This window comes from Cupriavidus sp. 96C5-1 (genome assembly GCF_057798855.1).
Map to the genome: position 1 here is coordinate 239910 of NZ_JBYOJU010000002.1, position 25128 is coordinate 265037.

Sequence of the window (25128 nt, forward strand, 5' to 3'; positions counted from 1 at the left end):
CTGCGGGGCGCACCGTATATTGGGTGCCTCGCAGCAAGGCTGCCCCGCCGGAACAATAAGGAGACCATGACCATGCACAGTACCCAGCCCGTCCATCGCGGCGTATTCCCGGTGGCCCCCACCATCTTCGACGAGCAGGGCGGCCTCGATCTCGACGGGCAGCGCCGCTGCATCGACTTCATGATCGACGCCGGTTCCAACGGCATCTGCATCCTGGCCAATTTCTCGGAGCAGTTCGTGCTTGCCGACGACGAGCGCAGCCTGCTGATGAAGACCGTGCTGGACCACGTGGCGGGCCGCGTGCCGGTGATCGTCACCACCACGCATTTCAGCTCGCGCATCTGCGCCGAACGCAGCCGCGCCGCGCAGGATGCCGGCGCCGCCATGGTGATGGTGATGCCGCCGTATCACGGCGCCACCATCCGCGTGCCGGAGCGCGGCATCTACGATTTCTTCGCCGCTGTGTCGAACGCCATCGATATTCCCATCATGATCCAGGACGCCCCGGTCAGCGGCACCGCGCTGTCGGCCCCGTTCCTGGCCCGCATGGCGAAGGAGATCGCCAACGTCTCCTACTTCAAGATCGAAGTGCCGCAATCGGCGGCCAAGCTGCGCGAGCTGATCGAACTCGGCGGCGACGCCATCGTGGGCCCGTGGGACGGGGAAGAGGCCATCACGCTGATGGCCGACCTGGATGCCGGCGCCACCGGCGCCATGACAGGCGCTGGCTTTCCGGACGGTATCCGCAGGATCGTGGATGCCTACCAGGCAGGCGATACGGAACTGGCTGCGCAGCACTACCAGCAATGGCTGCCGCTGATCAACCATGAAAACCGCCAGGGCTGGCTGGCCACCAGCAAGGTGCTGATGAAGGAAGGCGGCGTGATCGCCTCCGACGCGGTGCGCCATCCCTTGCAGCCGATGCATCCCGCCACGCGCGCCGGCCTGCTGCAGATCGCGCGCAGGCTGGATCCGCTGGTGCTGCGCTGGGGCAGGTAAACCCCTGGCGGGCAACGCATTATCGGCGGCGCGGCATCGGCGCCGCCTTTTCATTCCAAGGATCCAATATGAAGATTTCAGGCGAACAGCTGATTGGCCGCCAGTCCGTGCGCGGCACCCATGGCGTGATCCGGGCCGTCGATCCGGCCACGGGGGAAACGCTGGAACCCGCCTTCGGCGGGGCCGCGCCGGAGCAACTGGAGCAGGCCTGCGCGCTGGCGGGCCAGGCCTTCGATGTCTACCGCGACACCCCGCTCGAACAGCGAGCCCTCTTCCTGGAAACGATCGCCGCCAATATCCTGGCGCTTGGCGACGCGCTGATCGAACGCTGCGTCAGCGAGAGCGGGTTGCCGCGCGCGCGCATCGAAGGCGAGCGCGGGCGCACCGTGGGCCAGCTCCGCTTGTTTGCCGCCGTGGTGCGCCAGGGCGATTTCCTGGACCTGCGCATCGATCCCGCGCAGCCCGAACGCAAACCGCTGCCGCGCGCGGACCTGCGCCTGCGCAATATCGCGCTGGGCCCGGTCGCCGTCTTCGGCGCCAGCAATTTCCCGCTCGCGTTCTCGGTGGCGGGTGGCGACACGGCATCGGCGCTGGCGGCGGGCTGCCCGGTCATCGCCAAGGCGCACCCGGCGCATCCCGGCACGTCCGAGCTGGTTGGCCGCGCTATCCAGAAAGCGGTCAGCGACCTGGGTTTGCCCGAGGGCACATTCTCGCTGCTGTTCGATGCCGGCCTGCAGATCGGCCAGGGCCTGGTCACCGATCACCGCATCAAGGCTGTGGGCTTCACCGGCTCGCGCGCCGGCGGCACGGCGCTGATGAAGCTGGCCGCGGCCCGCGGCGAGCCGATTCCCGTCTATGCGGAGATGAGCAGCATCAACCCCGTGCTGCTGTTCCCGCATGCGCTGGGCAGCCGTGCCGACGCGATCGGCCAGGCGTTCGCCGCATCGCTGATGCTCGGCGCGGGCCAGTTCTGCACCAACCCCGGCCTGGTGCTCGCGGTGGATGGTCCCGGCCTGGACCGCTTCCTCGAAGCGGCCGGCGCGGCCATTGCGCGGGCGCCGGCATCGACCATGCTGACCCCGGGCATTCACCGTGCCTATGGTGCGGGCGTCGATGCGCTCGCCTGCCATCCGCAGGTCAGCACCCTGGCGCGCGGCCAGGCTGGCGCGCCATACCAGGGGCAGGCGGGGCTGTTTTCGACCAGTGCCGAGGCCTTCCTGGAGAACGAAGCGCTGCGCGCCGAGATTTTCGGCGCGGCGTCGCTGGTGGTCCGTTGCCCCGACCTGGCCAGCATGCGCCGCGTGGTGGAGGCGCTCGAAGGCCAGCTTACCGCGGCTATCCATATCGACGAAGCCGACTACGAGGCCGCGCGCGCTTTCCTGCCCGCGCTGGAGCGCCGCGTAGGCCGGATCCTCGTCAATGGCTTCGGCACGGGGGTGGAGGTAAGCCATGCGATGGTGCATGGCGGGCCGTATCCGTCGACCTCGGACGGCCGTTCCACTTCGGTCGGAACGCTTGCGATCGCACGTTTCCTGCGGCCCGTCTGCTATCAGGACATGCCTGCGGCGCTGCTGCCGCAAGCGCTGCGGCCGGGCAATCCGCTCGGCCTGGCGTTGCGGGTCGACGGGGAAGCGCAGCCAGGGCGCTAGCCGCCGGCTGCTGGCGATACCGGCGGCCGTTTCGACCCGCATTGTCCTCGCCAGGACGGCAGGCGTCCAAGCACATACGGGCAGGGGGCGCAACGGCTGCTCCCTGTCTGGCGCCGTCAGATACAACACCTCGCGATCCGCTGGCATGTGCAATTGCGCTTCGACACCGGCCCGCTTTGCCGCAAGCGCGAGCGCGGCGCGGGCCGGGCAGATTCGGCAACGCTGCGCACGCAGGCGACACCCGCCGTGTGCGCGTGACAGCGCCCCAATGCGTTGTCGAGCCGGCGGCCTGCCTCCCATCCCGATGCGTACGCAAGCAAACAGACCGGGTTTGGGTGCAGCACGACCATGGTCTCCATCAACGGTCCGGCATGCCCGACGGAGACCCCACTCATGTCAACGGTCTGCGCATTTGTTGCAGCGCGGCAAGCCGCCCTGCAACACCTATATCGCTTCTCCGATGCGGGTATTGTCGCGGGCTGCGGCGTGGCGGCAGCCGAGCTGATATTTCCGCAAGGCATGAGCGGTGCCGCTCCCGTGCATGGCTTCATCACTGCCTTGTGCACCGTAACCACCTTGCTGGTATTTCCCGCCTGTGGGCTATACAAGTCCTGGCGCGGCCGCAGCCGGGCCGCACAGTTGCTGCGCACGCTGGCAGCCTGGGGAGCAGTCTGTTTCCTCGGCGTGGCCGCGGCTTACTTGTTGCACCAGTCGGCTGCGCTTTCCCGCCTCTGGTACATGAGCTGGCTGCTGAGCGTGGCGGTAGCGTTGCCAGCGTCGAGAATCGCGCTTTACTGCATGCTGGACAGCGCGCGCAAAGCGGGTATCAACGCCAAGCGGGTGGTCATCCTGGGCTATGGCTCGCTCGGTGACGAGATGTACCAACGCGTGCGGAGCAATCGTGGCGCTGGCTACAACGTGGTCGGCATCTACGACGAAGGCACGCGGCCGGTGCCCGCCGGCGTGATGCGCCTTGAGTCGCTGGAGCACGTCTGTGCCTTCGTACGCAGCAACGGTGTGCATGAAATCTGGCTGACGCTGCCGATGGCAGCCTGCCGCGATCTCTATAGCGTGGTGTCACACTTCCGCAATGATCTGATCGATATCCGCTGGGTACCCGACATCATGTCGGTCGAATTGCTCGGCCACCGCTTTGGCGAGTTCCTCGGCCTGCCGGTCATCGATCTCAACAGTCCCACGATGTCAGGCATTACCGGTGTACTCAAGGCCAGTTTCGATCGCGTATTCGCCGTCGTCGCGCTGATCGGCCTGGCGCCGCTGCTACTGGTGCTGGCGGCGCTGGTCAAGCTCTCGTCCCGGGGGCCCGTGCTGTCGCGCCAGGCTCACCTGGGCATGGATGGACAGCCCTTCCGCCTCTACGGATTCCGCACCATGGAGCAGCGCAAGGAGGCAAGCGGCATCACCCGGGTCGTGCGCGGAGATGCGCGCGTGACAAGCGTGGGGGGCTTCATGCGCCGTACCGGGCTTGACAAGCTGCCACAGCTCTTCAATGTGCTGCGTGGCGATATGTCGGTGGTGGGCCCGCGTCCGCACGCCATCGAGCATGCCGAACTCTACAAGGGAATTGTCGATCGCTACATGCTGTGCCATCGCGTCAGGCCCGGCATAACCGGCTGGGAGCAGATCAACAGCCTGGGTGGCCAGACCGACGCCATGGAAACCATGCGCAGGCGCGTTGAGTTCGACATCTTCTATATCCGCAACTGGTCGTTCCGTCTGGATCTGCACATCATCCTGCACAGCCTGCTGCACTGATGGTCCGGCAGTTGCCGGCATGCCATGCACAGCCAAGTCCTGATGATTGCTGCACTGCAACCCGCTCCCGCGCGGCCTTCATTCCTACCGAAGGATGAGCAGGGATCATCCGTGTGTCCACTGTTGGGTTGACCATATGTAGATTTAAATAAGAGCAAAGATAGATGCCGTGCGAGCCAGGTCCACAGTAGAGGCGGCCGGCGCGGACCCCGCGAGAGACGGGCCGGCGTTGAATCACGTGTTTTTTTGATGGGCCGGGGGGGAGAAAGATGTTCAATCAGCGACCGGATCCGCATGTCAACCCTGTGTTGTCGGCATTGCCGCGCAAGGGTTGGGAGCCGATGCCGGAACCCTCCCATGCCAGTGCGCATGCGCGCCGATTCCGGGCTGCGCATCGTTCATGTCGTTTTCCGCGCCACTGCCGCCGTCCGTATGTTTCCCCTGCCGAAAGACGGCAGCGCCGCCGGGATCGCCTCTGCGGCCATGAGGGGAATGAGGACGCAATCCAGCGAATGCTGCAAGCTCATCAAGCGCGAGTCCGGCCGCTTGCCATCGGCGATCGGCTGGGCTGCGCATCGGCGCACCAGGAGAGCATGCCGATCGCCGGACCCATATCCCCAACTGGAACGCCGCCTTTGACGCCCTTGCCCGGTCCGGCGCGGCACCTGCCGTGTTGGGCTTGCATCGGAAACGAGAGGCCCCGAGCGTGAAAGGGAGTGAAAATGACATCAAGAACTCGAACCAGGCAATCCCCGGGCCGCATCTGGTGCAAAGCCGGGATATGCGCGTGCCTGCTCGCGGCCGGCTCGGCGGCACACGCGCAATTGCCGCCTGATCCGAACACCGGCCTGATCATCCCGCCAGGGCCGCAAGTGTCGGCTCCGCAAGCCCCCGCGCCCGATGCAAGCAGAGCGCCTGACGCCGGTATCTATCTCATTTCTCCCGGCGATGAGCTCTCGGTGCGCTTCGACTTCGTGCCTGAATTCAATACGGTCGCGACAGTTCGTCCGGACGGTCACATCGACCTGCCTCTGATCGGCTCGCAGCTGGCGGCGGGCCGCACCGCCGACGACCTCGCCAGGCAACTGAAGGCGGCGTATTCGGCAAAGCTGCGGCGTCCGGATCTTGCGATCAACATCGTCAAGGGCTTTGGCAGCCAGCAGGTCTTCGTGGGCGGCGAGGTACTGCATCCCGGCGTTCAGCCGCTGTCGCCTTCGCTCACCGCGTTGCAGGCGATTCTGGTTGCGCAGGGCTTCAAGGAGACGGCGGACGCCAGCAAGGTTTCGATCCTGCGCCGCGCCCCCGACGGAAACGCGCAAATGCTGAGTGTCGACGCCGCGGCCGTGATGGATGGCAAAGCGCAGTCGAAGGATGTCACCTTGCAGCCGTTCGATGTCGTCATCGTGCAGCGCTCCGCGGTGGCGAACCTGAACCTGTGGATCGATCAATACATCCGTCGCAACATTCCGTTCAATACCGCGTTTTCCTACGTGATCAACCATAACATGGTGGGGAACTGAGCCATGCGCGCGTTCGATGAAACCGACCCGTCCTCACTCGGCAGTACATTGGAGGCACGGGCAACCCTGCGTGAAGTGGCCGCGGCACTGAAGCGGGATCGGAAGTGGATCCTGCGAGCATTCGCGCTGCCGATGCTGCTCTTCACTATTCTCTCCTTCATTCCGAAGCCGGTCTTCCAGTCGACATCGTCGCTGCTGGTGAGGTTCGGGCGGGAGTACGTCTACAACCCGGACAACCGGGACGGCAACGCTCAGCCGATGTCGTTCGATCGCGATCAGACGCTGCATGCCGAAGTTCAGATCCTGCAAAGCCGAGACGTGATCGATCGCGCGTTGGGCGAAGTCGGCATCGACAAGGTGTACCCCTCGATTGCGAACGAGTTGAAGGATTCGGCCGCGAAGCGGATGGCCGTTGCGGCTGAACGGGTAAACAAGCAGCTCAAGGCGGAGCTTCTCAAGGATAGCAACGTCATTCAGGTGACGTTCGGGCACCCGGACCCGGATATCGCCGCTCAGGTCGTGAACCATATCGTGGCCGCTTATCTCGACAGGCGCAGGGCCATATTCGCGAGTCCGCGCGGCGCCTTCCTGGAAGGACAGGTCGAAAAGTACCAGCAGCGCCTTGCCAAAGCCGATGGCGACCTCTCGCAGTTCCGGCGTGAGCACAACGTGGTGTCGTTCGATCATGAGCTGACGCTGCTGCTCAACGAGCGCAATGTCATGGAGCTCAAGCTCGCCGAGGCCGTCCAGGACGCGGATTCCGGTGTGAACCGGGTGCAGACCTTGAGTAGAAGCCTTGCGGCCGTTCCTGGCGACATCCAGCTTCTGCGGGAGACTTCGCCCGTCGGGGCGGTCGACGCCGCGAAGCAAAAGCTGCTCGAGCTGCGGCTCAAGGAGCGCGACCTGACGAGCAGGTTTTTCGACGACAACCCTCTTGTTGTCGATGTGCGCAAGGATATCGACAAGGCCGAGACCTTCATTCGCCAGCAGGAAGCCCAGCCCCGCAGTGTCGTGCGCACCGGGCGCAATCCGGTGCGCGATGCGGTCGAAACCGATCTGATCCGCGCCCGCACCGAGGCCGGCTCGGCAGCGGCGCGCCGAGCGACGCTGCTGGATCAACGAACCGCGATTACGCGACGGATCGCGGAGTTGTCGGCACTGCAATCGCGCGTCGAGGGCCTGAATCGCGAGCGCAAGCTGGTCGAAGACGGCTACATGGAGAACGTGCGCAAGCTGCAGGATGCCCGCCTGATGGATGAACGCGATCAGAAAGCGCAGGCCAACGTGAGCATTATCCAGAGCGGACTTCGTCCGGTTACCGCCAAGTCCTATCAGTTGGTGATCTTCGGCGTCGGCCTGGTGCTAAGCCTGTGCTGCGCGCTGACGGCTGCCTTTGCGCTCGCGCTGATGCGGCCGACCTTCCTTTCGCGGGAAGCTGTCGAGCGCTCGCTCGGCGTACCCGTGCTCGCCGATATTCCCGCTGTGCATTGACCGGATCTTCACGGCAGCGAACGCGGTTCGATCCGGGATGAGGCCAGGAGATCTTTCGAGGGGGACATATCATGACATCAGTGCAGAGGCTACGCCACCGCGATGCGAAGATCGAGCCCGATGCCACGCGGAACCGCGCATGGCCAAGGGCATTGCGCAGGGAGCCGCAGGCGGAGGGCCCGGGAGATGGCGCGCAGGGCCGCGAGGATGCCGCTTCCGATGATCCGCACTGCGAGACCCCGCCGAATCACACGGACTGGCTCTTCAGCGCATGCGAGCCCCATATTGCCGATCTGGTCCATCGCATCGACGTGCGGCTTTCAGGCCGCACGAAGCGCGTGCTGCAATTCATCGGTGCGAACCGTGGCGCCGGCGCCTCGACTGTTGCCTTCGCGTATGCAAGCGCATTGGCCGCCCTGCGCCAGCGCAGAGTGTTGCTTCTGTCCGCCGACGAAGGCCGAGGTGCCCCCGGCGTGCTTGCGTGCGTGTCCGGAGGGCGACCGCTGAGCGACGCCATCTCCACACTGCACGGCACGCTCTCCTATGGCGCGCTGAACTGCGAGCTCACCAGCGATCGCGATGCGGAGATGCTGATGGCCGATGTCGCCGTCTGGCGGAAGATCGGCGAGGCGTTCGATGAAGTCGTGGTCGATTGCAGGCCCGTCGATATTTCTCTCGGCGCGCTTGCGATCGCGTCACGCGCGGATGGCGTTGTCGTTGTCATCGAGGCCGGCCGCACGCTGGAGACTTCTGCGCAGGCGTTGCTGGATTCGCTCGATGCTGTCAACGCGCCCGTGCTGGGCGCGGTACTGAACCACGATACGTGGGAGGGGCGGTCCGGTTCGCGAGGCGACGATGAATGACATCCGGGACGAGCGCCAGGCTTCGAGCGCGGCCTCGAGCACTGCCGCTCTTCCTGCCATTGCGATTGTGCTTGCTTCACGCGATCCGGCTTGCTGGGAGCAACAGTTGGTGAACCGGCTGCGAGGGTCCGGCCTGTGCGAGCCCCTTGTCTGGGATGCGGCATCGGTCGATGGCGGGAACGGCGGTCCGCCGCGATCCGGCCGCGTGGGCACGCCGCCCGAGGCACGCACGGTCACGGCAATCGTCGATCTGAGCGGTCGGCTCGATGCGGGCTCGCATCGCTACGCCGTCGAGGGTATATGGCGCCTTTGCGACGGGCGAGACGTGGTGCTCGGGGATGCGCATCACGGACTCGAAACGATCGCGTCGGGAGTGGGTGCGCGTCTTCACCTGGTTGCAAGCAAGGCGGCGGCGATCACGCTGATCGACAGCGCCGCGGCGTATGTCGATCCCTCCGAGGACGTTTCGCTGCAGCGATTGTGCACCTTTGCCGAAACGCTGCTGCTTGCGGCGCTGCGCGAGATCCGCGCGCTCGGCGCGCTCGATCCTCGCCCCGCGTGGAAAGCACGCGGATCGCGCCCGACATCGGTACAAAGGTTGATCTGGAAGGCGCGCGGACGGAAGAATCACGTGCTGCGGCGGCTTGCACGCATTCTGCTGGTCGAACAGTGGATGCTGGGTGTCGTCGACATGACGCCCAATGAAGCGCTGCGCTCGCAACGCCTGCCGGTACGATGGATCGGCGAGCGCGTGTCGTCGTATTACTGGGCCGATCCATTTGGCGTGCCGGGCCGCAACGACGAGCTCTATTGCGAGGAATACGACGTTGGGCGTGGCGTTGGACGCATTGTCAAGCTCAAGCTCGATGGAGTTGCCGTGCTGGCTCGGCCGGAGCCGGTCGATCTTGGTTTGCCGGGGCATTTGTCGTACCCCTACCTGTTCCGTCACGCCGGTGTCCTGTATTGCGTCGCGGAGTCGGCGCAAAGCCGCCGTTGCGTGTTGAACCGCCAGGATGACAACGGACGATGGTTGCAGGTCGCGGTGCCGCTATACGAGACGGAAGCCGCTGATCCTACGATCTTTGAGCACGATGGCTATTTCTGGCTGGCGTACACCGACGTGTCGCTGGGGGCATTCGACAACCTGTGCCTGTGCTATGCATCCGATCTTCTCGGGCCGTGGCGTGCGCATCCGCAGAATCCCGTGAAGATCGATCATTGCTCGGCCCGTTCGGCGGGCTCCGTCGTGAAGGACGGAAATCAGCTTCTGCGGGTGGCGCAGGTGTGCAGGAGTGGATACGGACAGGCGATCGCCGTCAATCGCATCCTGCATTGCACGCCGGACCTCTATCGGGAAGAGGTGGTCGGAATCGTGAGCCCGGCAGGGGACCGGATGAATCCGCACGGGCTCCACACGATATCGGAATGGGGTGACCGCATGCTGGTGGACGGCAAGCGCTACGGAATCAACTTTGCGGTAGTAGGGCGCAAGATCGCCTCGCGTATGTCCCGCATACGTCGCTCGTTCGCCCTGTCCAAGGCCCGAGCCCAGGACAAGCTATAAAACAAAACGGCCGCCTGGCCTTCATTCGGCGTGGCATTTCAACGGGGAGCGTGGCAAGTGTTAGTTCGGCATGTCCTCGGCTATCTGCCGGCCAACGTGGTTCCCGCGATCACGGCATTTGCCTCCGTGTACGTCTACACGCGCATGCTCAGTCCTGCCGACTATGGTGTCTATTCCGTTGTCGTCAACGTCACGCTTCTGTGCCAGGCGGGATTCTTCTATTGGCTGCAAGTCGGTGCGACTCGTTTTTATGCCCGGGCGGAGATCGATGCCAACATGCCGGTCTTCGCCGCAAGCGTCTACAGGGGCGCGGCGCTGAGTTCGGCGCTGCTCTCCGCAGGCTATGTGGCCGTGCTGTTGTTCGGCACGTTCCACAAGGACCTCCTGGACGGGCTTTGGCTGGGGTTGCCGCTCGTGCTGACACGCAGCCTTGTGTCGATCAACCAGGCCCTCAACCGCGGTGGCGCGAAGATCGTTCGCTACAATCTGATCGAGTGTAGCCAGACATTGCTTGCACTTGGCCTCGGCGTTTCGATATTGATGGTCCGCCACGACGGCGCGCGCAGCGTCTTGCTCGGCCTCGTCGCCGGCGCGCTGGTTGGATGCGCAATCGACTTCCAGGCGATCGTGCGCGTCACGCGCGTTCCAGCCGATGCACGGGTGCTGCGCTCGCTTTTGTCGTTTGGCGGGCCGCTGATCCTGGTCAATACGCTCGGCTATGCGCTGAATGCGGCGGACCGGATCGTGATTCAATATCTGCTCGGTTCGAGCGAGGTCGGCATTTATTCCGTGGCCTACAACACCATCGACAGATCGATCGGGAGCATCTTTATCGCCATCAGCATGGCGGCGTTTCCACTGACCGTGCGTGCACTCGAGACGCATGGCAGCTCGGCCGCCAGCAAGCAGATGACAAGCAATGGCACGCTGCTCCTGTCGATAGCACTGCCGGCATGCGCCGGGTTGATCGCTGCGGGACCACAGCTTGGGGCGGTGCTGATCGGACCTGCGTTTCGCGAGGAGGCGCTGCAGATCATGCCGTGGATCGTCATCTCCGCGCTGATGAGCGGCATGCAGGTTCACTACTTCGATCACACCTTCATTCTTGGCAAGCGCACTACGACAGTGCTCTGGTGTGTCGGTCCGGCGGCGCTGCTGAACGTGGTCCTGAACTTCGTATTGCTGCCGCGGATTGGCTTGATGGGGGCCGTATGGGCGTCGCTGATCGCACACGCGGTGGCGCTTGCCAGCAGCATCGTGCTGGGCCGTCGCGCGTTGAAGTTCGACTTTCCCGTTGGGCCGGCGCTGCGCATCGTCCTGGCATCGGCCGCCATGATGGCCGCCATTCGCGGCCTGGACCTGCCGCCAACGTTTGGGGGACTCGCGGGCGCGGTGTCGCTTGGCGTCGCGGTATACGCCGCCACGTGTCTTGCGCTGGATGTCGCGGGAATGCGTGCATTCCTGTATCGGCGTTTCGTGGAGTTCCGTAGCTAGCAGGGGCCTGACAGGAAAAATATGCCGGCGGGCGACCGAAAAGGAATGACACCATGAAGACGCGGATGAGCGATGCACTTCCCGATATCGGCGCACCCGCGCGAACTCGGCCGCGGGCTCGCGTGACTGCGGGCGAACACGTGATGATCTATTTGCCGAAGCTGATAGTGGGTGGCGCGGAGGTCGCGATGGTCCGTCTGGCGCAAGGACTGGCACGCGAGGGTTGTCAGGTCACGCTGGTGCTCCATACCATGCAAGGCATGGCGCGGGAACTCGCTGGCGACCTGCCGATCGCCGATCTCGGGGTCGGATCCACGCGGGGCGCCTTGCCGCGGCTTGCGCGCCTGCTGCGCCGCGAGCGGCCCGATGTCCTGGTCTCCGGGCTGACCCATAACAACATCATGGCGGTCGCGGCCGTGCTGGTGTCTCGACGCGCATGCCGCCTTGTCCTGACCGAGCATGCGCCGGTGACAGCGCTGATGCGCTCTCGCTCCGAGTGGCGATACCGGGTGCTGCCCTGGCTGCTGCCGTTTGCCTATGGGCTCGCGGACGCTGTCGTTGCTGTTTCGAGCGGCGTGGCCGACGATCTGGCGACCCTGCTGGGGCCGCACAGGCGGCAACTCGTGCAGGTGATCTACAACCCGGTGCTCACGCCTGACTGGCAGGCACTCGCCGACGCACCGGTCGATGACCTCTGGTTCGCCGAAGGCGCCCCGCCGGTCGTGCTTGCCGTGGGCCGCCTGAGCGTAGAGAAGAATCTGCCGCTGCTGCTGGACGCGTTCGGGCTGCTGCGCAAGCGCGGCAGCGCTGCACGCCTTCTCATCCTGGGCGAGGGGCCGGAGCGCGCCGGCCTGGAAGAGAGGATTCGCCGCGAAGGACTCTCGGCTTGCGTGCGCATGCCCGGTCAAAGCCCGCGCGTGCTCGCCTATATGCACCGCGCCGCCGTGTTTGTGCTGACGTCGAAGTTCGAGGGGTTCGGCAATGTGCTGGTGGAGGCCATGGCTGCGGGGATTCCGGTCGTCAGCACGGATTGTCCGGTAGGGCCGCGCGAGGTTCTCGCGGGCGGGCGCTACGGCGAGCTGGTCGCGCAGGATTCGGCACAGGCTGTCGCTGAAGCCATCGGCCGGGCGCTGATTTCGCCGGGCGACGTGAAAGCTGCGCAATCCCGCGCGCAGGATTTCACCGTGGAAAAGAGCGTGTGCGGCTATCGCATGCTCTTCGCCCGGCTCGGGATTGCCCATCGCGAAAAGCAGGCCTGAGACCATAAAACACCAAAACAATCAGACGCGCCGTGATCATGAAAAAATCAAATCTGTTTGGCATCGAAGTCGATGCGATAGGCATGGACGCCGCAATCGAGAGAATTCTGGCCTGGCTCGAAGATCCTCCGGGGCCGTGCCGCTACGTGGTGACACCGAACGTCAATCATATTGTGAAGCTGGACGCTTCACAGGCCTTCCGGCAGGCATACAGGGACGCGTCGATGGTGCTGGCTGACGGCAGGCCGGTCGTATGGGCGTCGCGAGTGCTCGGACGTCCTTTGCCGGGCGTTGTGCCGGGCAGCGATCTGATACCGAGTCTCTTCGATCGCCTCGCTTCCGGGGACCGCCGCAGGAGCGTCTATCTGCTCGGCGCTGCGCCCGGCGTCGCACAACGCGCGTCCGTGATGATTCAGAACCTGTGGCATGGCATCGAGGTGGTGGGGACATCCAGTCCGCCATTCGGGTTCGAGAACGTGCCGCGCGAGCGCGACAAGGTCCTCGCCGCCATCCGTGCTGCCAAGCCGGATATCCTGATCATCGGTCTTGGCGCTCCGAAGCAGGAACTGTGGATTCACGCGAACCGGCATAGCGTTGACGCGAAGGTCGCGCTATGTGTGGGCGCTGCGATCGACTTCGTGGCCGGCGAAAAGGCGCGTGCGCCGCTCTGGATGCGCGAACACGGACTCGAATGGCTGCATCGCGTTGCGTCAGAGCCGGGGCGCCTCTCGCGGCGTTACGCGCATGACGCGCTCGTCTTTCCCGGTTTGCTGGCGCGTGAAATGATGGCGGCGCGCGATGCCATGAGCGGGTCTGGGCGCTCATGGTCTGTGCCTGCAAGCGATGGCCAGCCGTCGCGCGATGTCGAGCATTGCATGCGGCCGAGCGTGGGGAGCACGGAGGCGGAAGGGCAGGCGGGCCCGGCTCGGGACTTTGACATGTCGATGGCCCAACTGGTGAGCCGCATCGACACCGCGCTTGGCAGCCGTCCGGCGCGCCTGTTGCAGTTCCTCGGCACGTCCTGGGGGGCGGGGGTGCCGGACGTGGCGTTCGCTTACGCCAGCCTGTCCGCGCAATTGTGCAAGCGGCGGGTACTGCTTATTTCGGCTGAGGATCCCGACGTCGAGCTGGGCGTGCTGGATTGCCTGCGGTGCGGCCGGCCTCTGGAGAGTGCCGTGCGCCAGGTATCGGGCACGCTTTCATACACTGCCTTCAGGGGCTTGCGTGAACCCGACTACGCGGCCCACGCGATGATAGCCCAGAGCGCACTATGGGCGAAACTGCGCGACGGCTTCGATGAAGTGGTCGTCGGCAGCAGCACGCCACATGCTTCGCAGTTCGGGCTGGTGGTCGCCTCCAACGTGGACGCGGTGATGATGGTTGTCGATGCGGAACACACCCAGATAGCACGGGTGCGCGACATCCTTGACGATCTCCGCTCGGTTCGCGCCAACGTGCTCGGCACGATAATGAACCAGCGTCGCCTGTCCGCGGCAGCGCCTGCCCGGGTGGTCGAGGAGCCCGCTTAGCAGAGTCCCGGTTTCAACGGCAACGGCGTCGGGGCGATCGGCTTTCCACCACCATTCACCGTGCCCGGCGATTGATTGCGAAGAACGCACAGCAGGGCCTGTATCTTCGGAAGGTCGCTGCGCATCTGGGCAAGCACCACCGATCCTTCGGCTGACGGTTCGGCGAAGAACAGCAGAGGGCCATCGGCGCCGGCTGTGTCGCGCAGCATGGCCCCATACGTCTGCAAGGCGGTCGCAAGGAGCAGGCCGCCGCTCGTCAGGCCGAGCGATGACAGCGGGACGCTGGCCGGAATCCCAATGGTCGAACCGAAAATGACATTCCCCGTGTATTCTGTCGGACCATTGTAGTCCTCGTGGCTCATGGGCCACGGGATGCCCTTCGTCCACGTCGAGCCGGGCGACCTGGTCCTGCTGGTCGGGAGCACGATGCGCAGCGCGTGATGGATCGCGCCGGCGTCGAGTTCCCATTGGCGGATCGTGCCGATGCCGAAGTTGTAGTCTCCGGGCAGGTCGGCGCAGACATGATCGACCGTGCCGAGCCCGGCGGTGAAGCCCGTCTCCGTATTGCCCGAGCAGCCCCAATAAGACCACATCAGACCCGGCCGGGTCTCGTCGAAGAAATTCATGTGCCTGTCGCCGTTGACGGGCATTGCAGGTACAGCGCCGGCCGGCATATGAATCCGTTGCGGCGGAACCGGGTAGAGTGTGTCGGTGCACGTCACAGTCACAAGCGGATCGGTGGCCGCGCCGACGTAGAACGGCATCGACCATTCGCCGGCGTTTATCCATGTCGACGGTGCTCGCAGATCGAGGGTGTCGGGGTCTTCGGGGCGACTCCATCGGGCTCCCGAGCCGATTCCGGCATTCCACACGCTCGCGTTGCTGAAGGGCTGCAGGTCTGGATCGCGATGCATGGCGAGGGATGCTCCGCTGGCGGAAGACGCGGGTGACGCTGCCGACATGCCGCCGGCACTATCAGCACTGCCGGCGGTGCTGCGCTGCTGACTTTGGGCGATGGGGCCAGCGCTCTCGCCACCGGCATCGCCATATGCGGCGAGGGCGGTTCTACAGCTCGCGGCAGCCAGCATTGCGAGGAACTGACGGCGATCCATGGATTGATCGTGATGTAGGCAGCGCGAGCGCGCCAATGGTTTTCCCAAAACGCGCATTCTGGCGAGAATCGCCCGATCTCATGCCAGGCTACAACGGAATCGCTTCCGCGTGGCATCCCGCATGCGGCTTGAGCACCAGGTCGTAGACATCCGCTACGGCGCGCGCCATCACCGCGTCCGAATAGCGCTCGATCTGACGCCTGCGTCCTGCGTCGCCCACCTCGCGTGCGCGTGGCCCGAGCGCGGCCAGCGAGGCAATGGCGTTGGCGAGCTGGCTGGCGTTGCCTGGCTCGACGAGCAGCCCAGCACCTGCAGGCGTGAGTACCTCCGGTGTACCTTCCACGGCGGTCGCGGCCACGGGCAGGCCTGCGGCCATCGCTTCGATGAGTGCCATCGGCAAGCCCTCGCCATACAGGCTCGGAAGAGCGAAGATGTGCATGCGCCGCAGTTCGGCACGGACATCGAGCTTGAAGCCTGCCCATTCGATTCTGTCCGCGACGCCAAGCTTCCGGGCCAGTCGCACCATCGCCTGGCGATAGCTATCCTCCTCGAAGCTGCCGACGGCGAGCAGCCGTACATCCAGGCCGGATTGCAGGCATAGGTGCAGCGCCTCGATCAGGATCTCGATGCCTTTGCGCGGCCGGAACAGACCGACGGTGCCGACAACCCATGGCCCTGCGGGTGCGCGCCACTCGATGCCTGGTTCGCGCACGGGGACGCCATTGGGAACCACACTGATGGACGCAGGGTTGAAGCCCGCCTGCTCAAGATAGCTGCGCAGGCTGTCCGATACGGCGATCAACCGGCGTGCGCCTGTGAGGCTCCAGCGTTCGACTGTGGCATTCGTCATATTGCGCCAGGCGGTCTGGGTGTCGCGCGAGGTCGGGCTGTGGACGTGATGCACCATAGGGCATTGCGCGAGTCTGGCGGCGATTCCGCCAATCATCGCGCTGCGCGGCGTATGCGTGTGGAGCAATTGGAACTGCCCCGCGCGCAGGAGCCGGGCAATCTTCCAGGCTGCGTGGAAGTCGATGCGCGAGCGCATCGTGACTTCGAACAGGTTTGCGCCCGATGCCTGGCGGCATTGCGCGAAGCATCCGCGCTTGAGCGTTGCAACGTCCGCGTGATAGCCGAATGCCGGCAAGTTCAACGCGAGCAGATCTTCCACGCGTTCGGCGCCCGAGTAGAGGTCTCCATTGATCAGATGCAGCACTTTCATGTGCTCACCTTCAGTGTTGCGCCGACGCGTTGCCGCGGGCGCGCCGGTTTTGCGACTGCGCGCGGGCGTTGCACGGCAAGTCCGCTCACGCTGGCAACCGCGGCGAACAGCAGCACCAGGGCGCAGTTTTTTGCGGCCAGCGAGCTATATGTGGATGCAATCACGAAAAACACCAGCAATGCGAGACGGCCGCCTGCGGCGGTCCGCCGGTAAAACCAGACAGACGCTGAACCAAGCGACACCAGCAGAACCGCGAGCCCGAAGAGGCCGAACTGCATGGCCATGTAGATCCACGGAATCTCGATGGTCTCGAACGGGTAATGCAGGCCGAGCCGGAACATCACTTGGACGATGTCCTGGGGCGACAGTCCAAAGAGGATCTCCCCCGGCGTCATGTAATTGAATACCTGCCAGTTCTGCATCCGTATTGCTGCGCTGTCATCCAGGTACAGCCGCGAAAAAATGCTCTCGCCGAATCCGGATACCGCGACCACGCCTGCGAACAGCGCGGTCAGGACGAGGGCGAGCAGCGCGCCGCCCAGTATCTGCACGTAGCTGAAGCGCGCCGTGACAATTCCGCTGAAGGCCTTGATGAACAGATAGGCACTCAACACGCCGACGGCCACGATGGAGGCGGCTCGGCCACCGAACACAAGCAACGCGATCGCGAACAGGCCGATCAGCAGCACCTTGGCCGGCCGGCTGCGCATATCGAGTGTGCTGAAGAGCAGGCTGGCGGTGATGATGGCATTGTTCAGCGGGTGGCCGAGCAGTGATGTGGCCCGAAAGTACTCTTCCTCGATCGCAACACCGTCCGAGACGATGTACGGGACCAGATGCTGCTGCAACAGCGTCTCGCCGATTGCAATCAGGGAATTGACAACCAGCAGGCCAAGGATGAATCGATAGACGAACCGCTGCTCGGATGCGCGGAAGTTTGCCAGCACCAGCACAATCAAGGCCGGCGCCATGAACGTTTCGATCAGGAACGCCGAGCCCGACGGGCCATACCGGAGCATCGAGTAGCCGAACAACAGCAGGATGCCGCAGAGATGCAGAACGAGCGGCAGATGCTTGCGCATCGAAAGGATCGCCGATGTGAGGGGATTGCCGCGGGAGAGCAGGCCGAACGCCACGGCGGCGAGCAACGCATAGGTCCCCGGATGAAGCTTGAAGATGAAATTGCCCGTGGTCGTGATGTAAGGCACACCAATGGCGGTCAGCAGCGCTGGCGACACGGTCATGTACAGGCCGATCGCCAGGCAGGTCGCGACAACGGAAGCTTGATAGGCGCGGTTGGGTCTCATCTGTGATCTCCTGCCAATCCGAGCGAAAGGACAACGCAGTGACGTGCCATGTGCTGCGCGACGTAGCGCGGCCTGCAGTCCGCACCGCTATTTCTGGGGGTTCCGGAAAACAGGCTGTCCCGGCAACCCGCTTCCACCGCTACCCTCCACAAATTCCGGAGGGGTGACTACTGACTGAGTGAGGCGACTGCTTCTGGCGTCTTCCAGGAAGCACTTTCCGATATGCCGCGCCAGGCGCGGAGCCGTATACTTCGCGCCATAGACAAAACGCATAACAGGGCCGAAGCTTCGTGCGGAGGCTGGTCCAACAACATAAAGTCCACGGATACTGGTCTCAAAATCACGGGTCAGTTCTGGCGAGCCACCGATGACCGAAAGCGAATCCATGATCTCTTGCGAGAGGAAGGCGTGTTGCCTCATATCCACACGGAATCCGGTGGCGACAATAACATGTTCAGCCATAATGCTGGATGTTTTGCCATCGGATTTGATCCCTAGAATTACCTGATTGCCTTTGATTTCGGCGTGATTGATTTCGGTATTAAGTATAATATCGTCATCTGCCACGCGATCGCGCAGCCACCATGCGCCCGAAGGCCCCCAGGAGGTCTCGATAATCCTCTTGCGGCGTTGACTACCCAGTTCGTGGAAAACGAATGGATATTCGGAGAAGATATAAGAACGCCACCCGGGTCCGAGGCCTCCTTCCGGCTTTAATAGCCTGGAGATGATTCCACGCGACAACTTCGGCCTGTCATTCCAGGTCACGGTCCCGTCGCGCACGAGTATGCGGACACGCGCGCCGATCTCGCCCAGGAGGGCGGCGAGACCCAGCGCAGATTGACCGCCACCCACCAGGACAATATTCTTGCCTTTCGCCCAAGCCAGGCTCCCGAATTCACCGGAGTGGGCTACATAGGGTCTGGGCAGGCCCTGCAGCACTGGCGGCATTTGCTCAAAGCCCTTCAGGCCTAGCGCTATCACCACGCGCCGCGCAACCAACGGTTTGCCATCGCTCAGATCAAGGCGAAATAAGCCATCCTTGCGGTGGATTCCGACCACATCTACCTTGCGAACATGTTTCACGAGATGCGACTGGAACCAAAGGCCATAATCCACAAACGTTTCCAGCGGCAGTCGCATGCCCACCGGTTCGTATGCGATATGGTTTTGCCGGCAATATGCTTCCATCGTGTAGCCGCGCTGCGGCGCATAGAGATTCGAAGCAAATGCCTCCGACCGCAGAAACATGCCTGGCGGCATGAAATGCCGCCAGGCATGCATTGGATTCCCAAGAATTTCATGTGGCACGCCGGCCGCGGTCAAGTGGCTTGAAACCGACAAGCCATAGGGGCCCGCGCCGATAATAACGGTGTCGGTAGATGGCATTATATTTTCCCCGCGGATTTTCCGCTACCGTTGCCGCCCGAGAATTCTCGATGCATGCGCCATGGCCGGATTATGCGATTAATGGTGCGATCCATGCAGTAATACTGAAATGCCGGCAGTGGATCATCCCAGCGAAAATATCCATCAATCAACCGGGTTCGTGCCGGTATTAAATGGCGTGGTGGCGCTTGCATAAAGGTTGCACGCCATGCAACCTGGGTGGGGCTTGTCGTATTTTTTATTCCCGGAAGTCCCAGTTCGCAATTGTAGGCCGCTAGCGGAATATTCACTCCGCACAATGTCGCGATTTCTTCCTGCCAATCCGTTCTGCCGACGGTTGGCTCAACCATGATATATTTATTGTGATTGTCGTCCCATTTATATTCCATGCTGCCCATGCCTTCGAAGCCGGTGCACTCGGCAAAGGCAAGCGTCATCGCTTCAAGCGCTTCACGCGCTTCGGGGGCCGCGATGCAGATGGCTGTACTGCCCACATCAGGGGGGAAGCATAAGATCTTGCGTCCCGTAAAGATACCCGCGACCCGCCCCTCGGCACCTCTATAGAAGAGGGTGAAGTAGATATTGCTCTCCGGGCCCTCGATCCACTCCTGGGCGATGACTCCGCCCGGCGTGCGGAGCATGATGCTCGCGTGTTCCAGCGCCTCGCTCAGGGAATTGACGCGTACTGCCCGCTCTTTGTCCCCCCTCAATACCTGGCGCTTGTCATCGGGCTTCAGCACGCAGGGAAAACCCAGGTGCCGCAGAAGTCCGAGGTCGGATTGGCTCCGCAGAATGACCGAGTGTGGAACGGGAAAGTTGTTCTGCAGAGCGAACCCGTGGAACTCTGCCTTATTGCTCAAAAGCTTGACGTTATGGTCCGAAGGTAGACGGAACTGAAACCAGTTGGCGAGTTCGTCACGATTCTCGGATACCGTATGAACCGCATCTTCATCAGTCAGGAAAAGAATCGGGCGTCTATCGAATCTCTTGCCGAGCGCAACCATATCCTCGACAAAGTGGTGTCCCGTGAAGCTGCGAATCAAACAGCCACGGGCGTAGCGTGACCATAATGCGGCCCTATCACGTGAAATATCGACTGCAATGGTGGGGACTTTCTGACGGCCCATTGAGCGTACCAGTCCCAGCCCATTGAGTTCGCCACCGACGATAACCGCGGCAGTTCTCTGTTCGATAAGGCTTTCTTTTGTCATGACCCTGATCGTGTGATCATCTTCCATGAAAGCTGCCGGGCTCACTGTCAGCGCGTCAACATTGTTGGCGACGGTCTCGCTCCGGCATGTCCAGATGGGGTTGCCGTGTTCGCACGGCCGGACCCGATAACCCGAGTCTGCGAGCACGATGCCGCGTCATCCGTACGCGCGCGCACACAGTCGGCACGGTCAGTTGCCGATGTCGATCCGAAATCTGAGGTCTAGGCACCGTCCAGGACAAAGCTCTCGCGTGTTCTCAACGGCACCTGTGCAGTGCAGCCGACGATGTGTATCGCCTACCGCTTACGAGGCCAAGCCAACAGCAGAGCAACCTGTCAGCCTGTCCGAAGAAACCTGACCACTACATTCTTTTTCGCGGCGGACTGGATTCTTGGAGGGGAGGGCAAAAAGAAAGCCCCATGCGGGGCTTCTTTTTGCCGATAAAACCATGGTGCCGCCGGTTTTCTCCCCTCTCCCGCTTGCGGGAGAGGGGCGGGAGATGGCGGGTGTGCCAAGTGCCGCCGCGCCCTGGATCAAACCGTTGGCTTCGCTTCCAGTGGCTCCTGGCTAAGCCGCCCAGAGGGGATGGGGGCAACAATCGTCGTCATTCCAGGCGGCTTTGGCGCTTCTGCCTGGCGTCTGCCAATGCCTCCTACGCCGCGAGGCGGAACGTCGACACCGCCTGCTTCAGGCGCTGGGCCTGTTCTTCCAGCGACCCCGCGGCGGCGGCGGCCTGTTCCACCAGCGCGGCATTCTGCTGCGTCACGGTGTCCATCTGGTTGACCGCCTGGTTGACCTGCTCGATCCCAGCGCTTTGCTCGTTGGACGCGGCGCTGATCTCGCCCATGATATCGGTCACCCGCTTCACCGCGCCCACGATCTCCTCCATGGTCTGGCCGGCCTGCGCGACGAGCTGCGAGCCCTTTTCCACGCGGTCCGCGGAGTCGCCGATCAGTGATTTGATCTCCTTGGCCGCGGTCGCGCTGCGCTGGGCAAGGCTGCGCACCTCGCCGGCCACCACCGCGAAGCCCCGGCCCTGCTCACCCGCGCGGGCGGCTTCCACGGCGGCATTCAGCGCCAGGATATTGGTCTGGAAGGCGATGCCCTCGATCACGGAGATGATGTCGACCACCTTTCTCGACGCGCCGTTGATCTCGTCCATGGTATCGACTACCTGTCCGACGACTTCGCCGCCCTTGACCGCGATGTGGGAGGCATTGACCGCGAGGGAGCTCGCCTGCCTTGCATTGTCTGCATTCTGGCGGACGATGCTGGTCAGTTCCTCCATGCTGGAAGCGGTTTCCTCCAGCGACGACGCCTGTTCTTCCGTGCGCTGGGACAGGTCGGTGTTGCCCGCGGCGATCTGGCTGGTGCCGGCGGCGATGGACTCGGTGCCGGTGCGTACCTGGCTGACAATGCGCAGAATGTTGGCGTTCATGTCGGCCAGGGCTTGCAGCAACTGGCCGGTCTCGTCCTTGCTGTCCGCCTCGATGCGGCTGGTCAGGTCGCCGGATGCGACGGTCCGCGCGAAGCCAACGGCCCGGTGGAGCGGCCGCGTGATGCCGGTGGTCAGCCACAGGGAGAAGGCGGCGCCGATCGCCAATACCAGCACGCCGAACACGATCAGGCGTGTTCGCGCGGTCTCATAGATCGCGTTGATGTTGCCCGCCGTCTCGTCGATGCTGGCGCGCTGGATATCCAGGAGCTTCTGGACCTCGGCAAGATAGGCGTTGCCGGCGGGCACGAACTCTTTCTCCAGCACGCTGTCGGCTTCGTCCGTCTGGCCCGCCGCCTTCAGCTTGGTGATGCGGTCGCGGGACTCGTTATAGGGGCCGCGCACGCTCTGGATCTTCTGGAACGCAGCCTTCTCCTCCGCGGAGACCAGCATCGGCTGGATCTTGTCCCGCAGCGCGGCAATGGCCACGACGGACCCCTGGGTCTCCGCGGCAAAGAACGCGCCGAGCGAGGGGTCCGCACTCTTTGCCACGGCAGTCGTGCGGCGCACGCTGGTGTGCATGAGGCGATACCAGTCGCTGACCAGCCGCTCCTTGGCCAGCGGCTGCTGCATCATGTCGTGCGTGTGCCCGGCGACAGCCTGCAGCGACAGGATGCCGAAGACGGTCATGAGCGTTGACAGCAGTAGCACCACGCCGAAGCCGATGCCAAGGCGTACACCAATTCCAAGATTCTTCATTTCTTCTACCTGATTGGATATGAATGGCGGCGAAAGGCTGGCGCCCAAGGCGCCAATCCGCTCTTTTCCCTGCCGCACCGCGCGATGGCGGACGTAGTTGCGGACTATGGTGAGTAACGACAAGCGGGGGAGAAACTTTAGTGCGGGCACTGCCGGCGTGCCGATGGGAAGAGGCCCGGCGGAGCGCCGCCCAACTGTATCGGTAACGCGGCTACCTTAGAATATGCAACTTGCGGAGGACGGCCTGGCCGGCTTCCTGGACTACAAAGGAATGGATTAGAAAATGGAATGGCTGACTGACCCCTCCATCTGGATCGGCCTGGCTACGCTGGTGGTGCTGGAGATCGTTCTCGGGATCGATAACCTGATATTCATCGCCATCCTCGCGGACAAGCTTCCCCCCGGTCAGCGCGATAAAGCACGGCTCATCGGGCTGTCGCTTGCCTTGCTGATGCGGCTTGGCCTGCTTTCGGTGATGTCGTGGCTGATCACGCTGACCGATCCCCTGTTCGCGGTTGGAACCTGGCCGGTGTCGGGGCGCGATCTGATCCTGCTGCTCGGCGGCCTGTTCCTGCTCTTCAAGGCCACCACGGAATTGCACGAGCGGCTGGAGGGCATGCCGCATGAGGAGGGCGGCAGGTCGAACTATGCGGGTTTCTGGGTCGTGGTCGCGCAGATCGTCATCCTGGATGCCGTGTTTTCGCTGGATGCGGTCATCACCGCCGTCGGCATGGTCAATCAACTGGCTGTCATGATGGCGGCGGTGGTGATTGCCATTGGCGTCATGCTGCTGGCATCCAAGCCGTTGACGCGTTTTGTCAACGCACATCCGACCGTGGTGGTCCTGTGCCTGAGTTTCCTGCTGATGATCGGGCTGAGCCTTGTGGCGGAGGGCGTCGGCTTCCACATCCCCAAGGGCTATCTGTACGCGGCGATCGGTTTTTCGGTCGTGATCGAGTTCTTCAACCAGGTGGCGAGAAGGAATGTCCGGCGCCACGAAGCGCGGCTGCCGATGCGCCAGCGCACGGCCGACGCGGTGCTCGGGTTGCTCGGCGGCCGCCGCAAAAGCGCCGTCGCGGAGCAGGAAGGCGTACCTCAGCCACTGCCCCAGGCCACCGCATTCGCGCCTGAGGAGCGCAACATGGTAAGCGGCGTGCTGACGCTGGCGGAACGGTCGGTGCGCTCCGTCATGACCCCGCGTGCCGATATCTCCTGGATCAGGGTCGAAGATGATGCCGGGGCGATCCGGAAGCAGGTTCTGGACGCGCCCCATAGCTTCTTCCCGGTCTGCCGCACGCAGATGGATGACGTTATCGGCGTCGCACGGGGGAAAGACCTGATCGGGGACATTCTCGAGCAGGGCCATATCGATATGGCGAAGACAGTCCGGGATCCGATCATCGTGCACGAGTCGATCGGCATCCTGCGGTTGCTGGAGACGTTGAGGAATTCCCGCGGCCAGCTGGTGCTGGTGACGGACGAGTACGGCGCCTTGCAAGGCGTGGTGACCCCGGTGGATATCCTGGAGGCGATCGCAGGGGATTTCCCGGACGAGGACGAGGCAGCCGAGATCGCGCCGCTGGGCGATCGCCATTGGCTGATGGACGGGGGCGCGGACCTGCACACGATTGCGCGGACGCTGGAGATCCCTCTGGCTGGGCCTGGCGCGGGCGCTTCGTTCTCCAGCCTCGGCGGGTTCCTGCTTGCCCACCTCGGGGCGGTGCCGTCGCCGGATACCGTGTTTGACTATCAGGGCTACCGGTTCACGGTTGTCGCAGTGTCCGATCGCCGGATCGATAGCGTTGAAGTCAGGTATGTGGGAGACGCGCCGGCTGCCGGGTGATGGCAGGCGTGACGCCTGGCAAGCCGCTTGCCTTCCAGCGCGCCCGCCGGAAGGGATGCTCGCGCCCCGACAATTGCAGCGCCGCGTCCGTGATCCAGCGCTGCGTAGGCAGGCGTTCGCCATGCAGCAGCATGATCAGCACGAACAAGCTGAGCGCCATGGGCAGCGCGCTCAATCTTGGCGCTTCGAGCTTGCGCGTCAGGTGGATGAAAGCCGCGCTGACCGCGAACCCGAGCGCGCAGCCCGCCACTGCCTCGGAAACCGAATGGGCGATCAGCGCCACGCGTGACACGGCGACCCCGAGGCTGAGCGCCAGCGCCAGCGCCGCCCCGCACAGGCGAACGTGCGGCGAGCGCTTTTGCAGCACCAGGTGCGCCACGGTGGGAAATACCGCCGCGGCCAGCATGGCGTGGCCGCTGATGCCGGTAAAGTCGATCGCGCGGATGCCGATGCCCCAGCCCAGGAACAGCATCTTGCTGAGCGCCACCAGCAAGGCGCCGATGCCGAACAGCAGCGCCCATGCCAGTGCCATCCGCCATACGCGGCCAAGCAGCAGCCACGCTGTGATAGCGGCGGCGGCCGGCAGCATGACGGCCGCGCCGCCAAAATTCGTGATCGTGATCCAGGAAACCGGCATCGTGATATTTCGTGAGTTGAAGGCGCCGCCATCGTGGCATCGCCGCGGGTTTTCCGTGGGCATGTTACTCGC

18 protein-coding genes are annotated in these 25128 nt (G+C 63.7%); 11 read left to right on the forward strand and 7 right to left on the reverse strand.

Going from position 1 to position 25128, the window contains the following annotated elements; translation table 11 throughout:
- The first annotated feature begins 66 nt into the window (after positions 1-66).
- From AC3FOF_RS03645 to AC3FOF_RS03690, 10 genes are all read left to right on the forward strand, one after another.
- A complete protein-coding gene (locus AC3FOF_RS03645) occupies positions 67-999 on the forward strand; it encodes a dihydrodipicolinate synthase family protein (protein ID WP_017229197.1) in 933 nt (310 codons plus the stop codon).
- A 68-nt stretch (positions 1000-1067) separates the two neighbouring features.
- Entirely contained in the window at positions 1068-2648 is a 1581-nt protein-coding gene (locus AC3FOF_RS03650) for an aldehyde dehydrogenase (NADP(+)) (RefSeq protein WP_488725802.1), read from the forward strand.
- A gap of 393 nt (positions 2649-3041) precedes the next feature.
- Positions 3042-4424 carry an undecaprenyl-phosphate glucose phosphotransferase gene (locus AC3FOF_RS03655; protein WP_017229199.1) on the forward strand — a complete coding sequence of 461 codons (1383 nt, stop codon included), beginning with the start codon at positions 3042-3044 and terminating at the stop codon, positions 4422-4424.
- A gap of 722 nt (positions 4425-5146) precedes the next feature.
- Positions 5147-5944, forward strand: a complete 798-nt coding sequence (locus AC3FOF_RS03660) for a polysaccharide biosynthesis/export family protein (protein ID WP_488725913.1) — start codon at positions 5147-5149, stop codon at positions 5942-5944.
- Between the two features lie 3 nt (positions 5945-5947).
- Entirely contained in the window at positions 5948-7435 is a 1488-nt protein-coding gene (locus AC3FOF_RS03665; RefSeq protein WP_488725803.1) for a GumC family protein, read from the forward strand.
- A 71-nt stretch (positions 7436-7506) separates the two neighbouring features.
- Positions 7507-8298, forward strand: a complete 792-nt coding sequence (locus AC3FOF_RS03670) for a hypothetical protein (RefSeq protein ID WP_017229203.1) — start codon at positions 7507-7509, stop codon at positions 8296-8298.
- The gene (locus tag AC3FOF_RS03675) at positions 8291-9862 is read left to right on the forward strand and encodes a glucosamine inositolphosphorylceramide transferase family protein (protein ID WP_488725804.1); all 1572 of its coding nucleotides are present in this window, start codon (positions 8291-8293) and stop codon (positions 9860-9862) included. Before AC3FOF_RS03670 ends, AC3FOF_RS03675 begins: the two co-directional genes overlap by 8 nt.
- A 57-nt stretch (positions 9863-9919) precedes the next feature.
- Complete coding sequence (locus tag AC3FOF_RS03680) at positions 9920-11356, forward strand: oligosaccharide flippase family protein (RefSeq protein WP_488725805.1); 1437 nt, start codon at positions 9920-9922, stop codon at positions 11354-11356.
- A gap of 53 nt (positions 11357-11409) precedes the next feature.
- Positions 11410-12615, forward strand: a complete 1206-nt coding sequence (locus AC3FOF_RS03685) for a glycosyltransferase (protein ID WP_488725806.1) — start codon at positions 11410-11412, stop codon at positions 12613-12615.
- A 38-nt stretch (positions 12616-12653) separates the two neighbouring features.
- Entirely contained in the window at positions 12654-14144 is a 1491-nt protein-coding gene (locus tag AC3FOF_RS03690) for a WecB/TagA/CpsF family glycosyltransferase (RefSeq protein ID WP_488725914.1), read from the forward strand.
- On the opposite strand, the gene AC3FOF_RS03695 is transcribed toward AC3FOF_RS03690, so the two are convergent.
- From AC3FOF_RS03695 to AC3FOF_RS03720, 6 genes are all read right to left on the reverse strand, one after another.
- Positions 14141-15256, reverse strand: coding sequence for a hypothetical protein (locus AC3FOF_RS03695; RefSeq protein ID WP_488725807.1), 1116 nt, complete (start codon positions 15254-15256; stop codon positions 14141-14143). The two genes, AC3FOF_RS03690 and AC3FOF_RS03695, sit on opposite strands and share 4 nt — an antisense overlap.
- An 88-nt stretch (positions 15257-15344) precedes the next feature.
- Entirely contained in the window at positions 15345-16475 is a 1131-nt protein-coding gene (locus AC3FOF_RS03700) for a glycosyltransferase (RefSeq protein WP_488725808.1), read from the reverse strand.
- Positions 16472-17782 carry a VpsF family polysaccharide biosynthesis protein gene (locus AC3FOF_RS03705; RefSeq protein WP_488725809.1) on the reverse strand — a complete coding sequence of 437 codons (1311 nt, stop codon included), beginning with the start codon at positions 17780-17782 and terminating at the stop codon, positions 16472-16474. Before AC3FOF_RS03705 ends, AC3FOF_RS03700 begins: the two co-directional genes overlap by 4 nt.
- Before the next feature lie 87 nt (positions 17783-17869).
- Positions 17870-19171 carry an NAD(P)-binding domain-containing protein gene (locus tag AC3FOF_RS03710; protein WP_276268299.1) on the reverse strand — a complete coding sequence of 434 codons (1302 nt, stop codon included), beginning with the start codon at positions 19169-19171 and terminating at the stop codon, positions 17870-17872.
- On the reverse strand, positions 19171-20409 hold the full coding sequence (locus tag AC3FOF_RS03715) for a carboxylate--amine ligase (RefSeq protein WP_488725810.1): 1239 nt from the start codon (positions 20407-20409) through the stop codon (positions 19171-19173). The genes AC3FOF_RS03710 and AC3FOF_RS03715 overlap by 1 nt, the downstream gene beginning before the upstream one ends.
- A 625-nt stretch (positions 20410-21034) precedes the next feature.
- Complete coding sequence (locus AC3FOF_RS03720; RefSeq protein ID WP_488725811.1) at positions 21035-22576, reverse strand: methyl-accepting chemotaxis protein; 1542 nt, start codon at positions 22574-22576, stop codon at positions 21035-21037.
- Between the two features lie 283 nt (positions 22577-22859).
- Between AC3FOF_RS03720 and AC3FOF_RS03725 the strand changes: the two genes are divergently transcribed.
- On the forward strand, positions 22860-24419 hold the full coding sequence (locus AC3FOF_RS03725; protein ID WP_017229218.1) for a TerC family protein: 1560 nt from the start codon (positions 22860-22862) through the stop codon (positions 24417-24419).
- Here the strand turns inward: AC3FOF_RS03725 and AC3FOF_RS03730 are convergent.
- Positions 24385-25056, reverse strand: a complete 672-nt coding sequence (locus AC3FOF_RS03730; RefSeq protein WP_017229219.1) for a phosphatase PAP2 family protein — start codon at positions 25054-25056, stop codon at positions 24385-24387. The two genes, AC3FOF_RS03725 and AC3FOF_RS03730, sit on opposite strands and share 35 nt — an antisense overlap.
- Positions 25057-25128 lie beyond the last annotated feature (72 nt).

Excerpts from the sequence above, each read along its gene's own strand:
- AC3FOF_RS03730 (WP_017229219.1), bottom strand. The coding sequence starts at position 25,056 with ATGCCGGTTTCCTGGATCACGATCACGAATTTTGGCGGCGCGGCCGTC.
- AC3FOF_RS03645 (WP_017229197.1), top strand. The coding sequence starts at position 67 with ATGACCATGCACAGTACCCAGCCCGTCCATCGCGGCGTATTCCCGGTG.
- AC3FOF_RS03655 (WP_017229199.1), top strand. The coding sequence starts at position 3,042 with ATGTCAACGGTCTGCGCATTTGTTGCAGCGCGGCAAGCCGCCCTGCAA.
- AC3FOF_RS03660 (WP_488725913.1), top strand. The coding sequence starts at position 5,147 with ATGACATCAAGAACTCGAACCAGGCAATCCCCGGGCCGCATCTGGTGC.
- AC3FOF_RS03720 (WP_488725811.1), bottom strand. The coding sequence starts at position 22,576 with ATGAAGAATCTTGGAATTGGTGTACGCCTTGGCATCGGCTTCGGCGTG.
- AC3FOF_RS03650 (WP_488725802.1), top strand. The coding sequence starts at position 1,068 with ATGAAGATTTCAGGCGAACAGCTGATTGGCCGCCAGTCCGTGCGCGGC.
- AC3FOF_RS03665 (WP_488725803.1), top strand. The coding sequence starts at position 5,948 with ATGCGCGCGTTCGATGAAACCGACCCGTCCTCACTCGGCAGTACATTG.
- AC3FOF_RS03690 (WP_488725914.1), top strand. The coding sequence starts at position 12,654 with ATGAAAAAATCAAATCTGTTTGGCATCGAAGTCGATGCGATAGGCATG.
- AC3FOF_RS03705 (WP_488725809.1), bottom strand. The coding sequence starts at position 17,782 with ATGAGACCCAACCGCGCCTATCAAGCTTCCGTTGTCGCGACCTGCCTG.
- AC3FOF_RS03675 (WP_488725804.1), top strand. The coding sequence starts at position 8,291 with ATGAATGACATCCGGGACGAGCGCCAGGCTTCGAGCGCGGCCTCGAGC.
- AC3FOF_RS03700 (WP_488725808.1), bottom strand. The coding sequence starts at position 16,475 with ATGAAAGTGCTGCATCTGATCAATGGAGACCTCTACTCGGGCGCCGAA.
- AC3FOF_RS03725 (WP_017229218.1), top strand. The coding sequence starts at position 22,860 with ATGGAATGGCTGACTGACCCCTCCATCTGGATCGGCCTGGCTACGCTG.
- AC3FOF_RS03685 (WP_488725806.1), top strand. The coding sequence starts at position 11,410 with ATGAAGACGCGGATGAGCGATGCACTTCCCGATATCGGCGCACCCGCG.
- AC3FOF_RS03710 (WP_276268299.1), bottom strand. The coding sequence starts at position 19,171 with ATGCCATCTACCGACACCGTTATTATCGGCGCGGGCCCCTATGGCTTG.
- AC3FOF_RS03670 (WP_017229203.1), top strand. The coding sequence starts at position 7,507 with ATGACATCAGTGCAGAGGCTACGCCACCGCGATGCGAAGATCGAGCCC.
- AC3FOF_RS03695 (WP_488725807.1), bottom strand. The coding sequence starts at position 15,256 with ATGGATCGCCGTCAGTTCCTCGCAATGCTGGCTGCCGCGAGCTGTAGA.
- AC3FOF_RS03715 (WP_488725810.1), bottom strand. The coding sequence starts at position 20,409 with ATGGAAGATGATCACACGATCAGGGTCATGACAAAAGAAAGCCTTATC.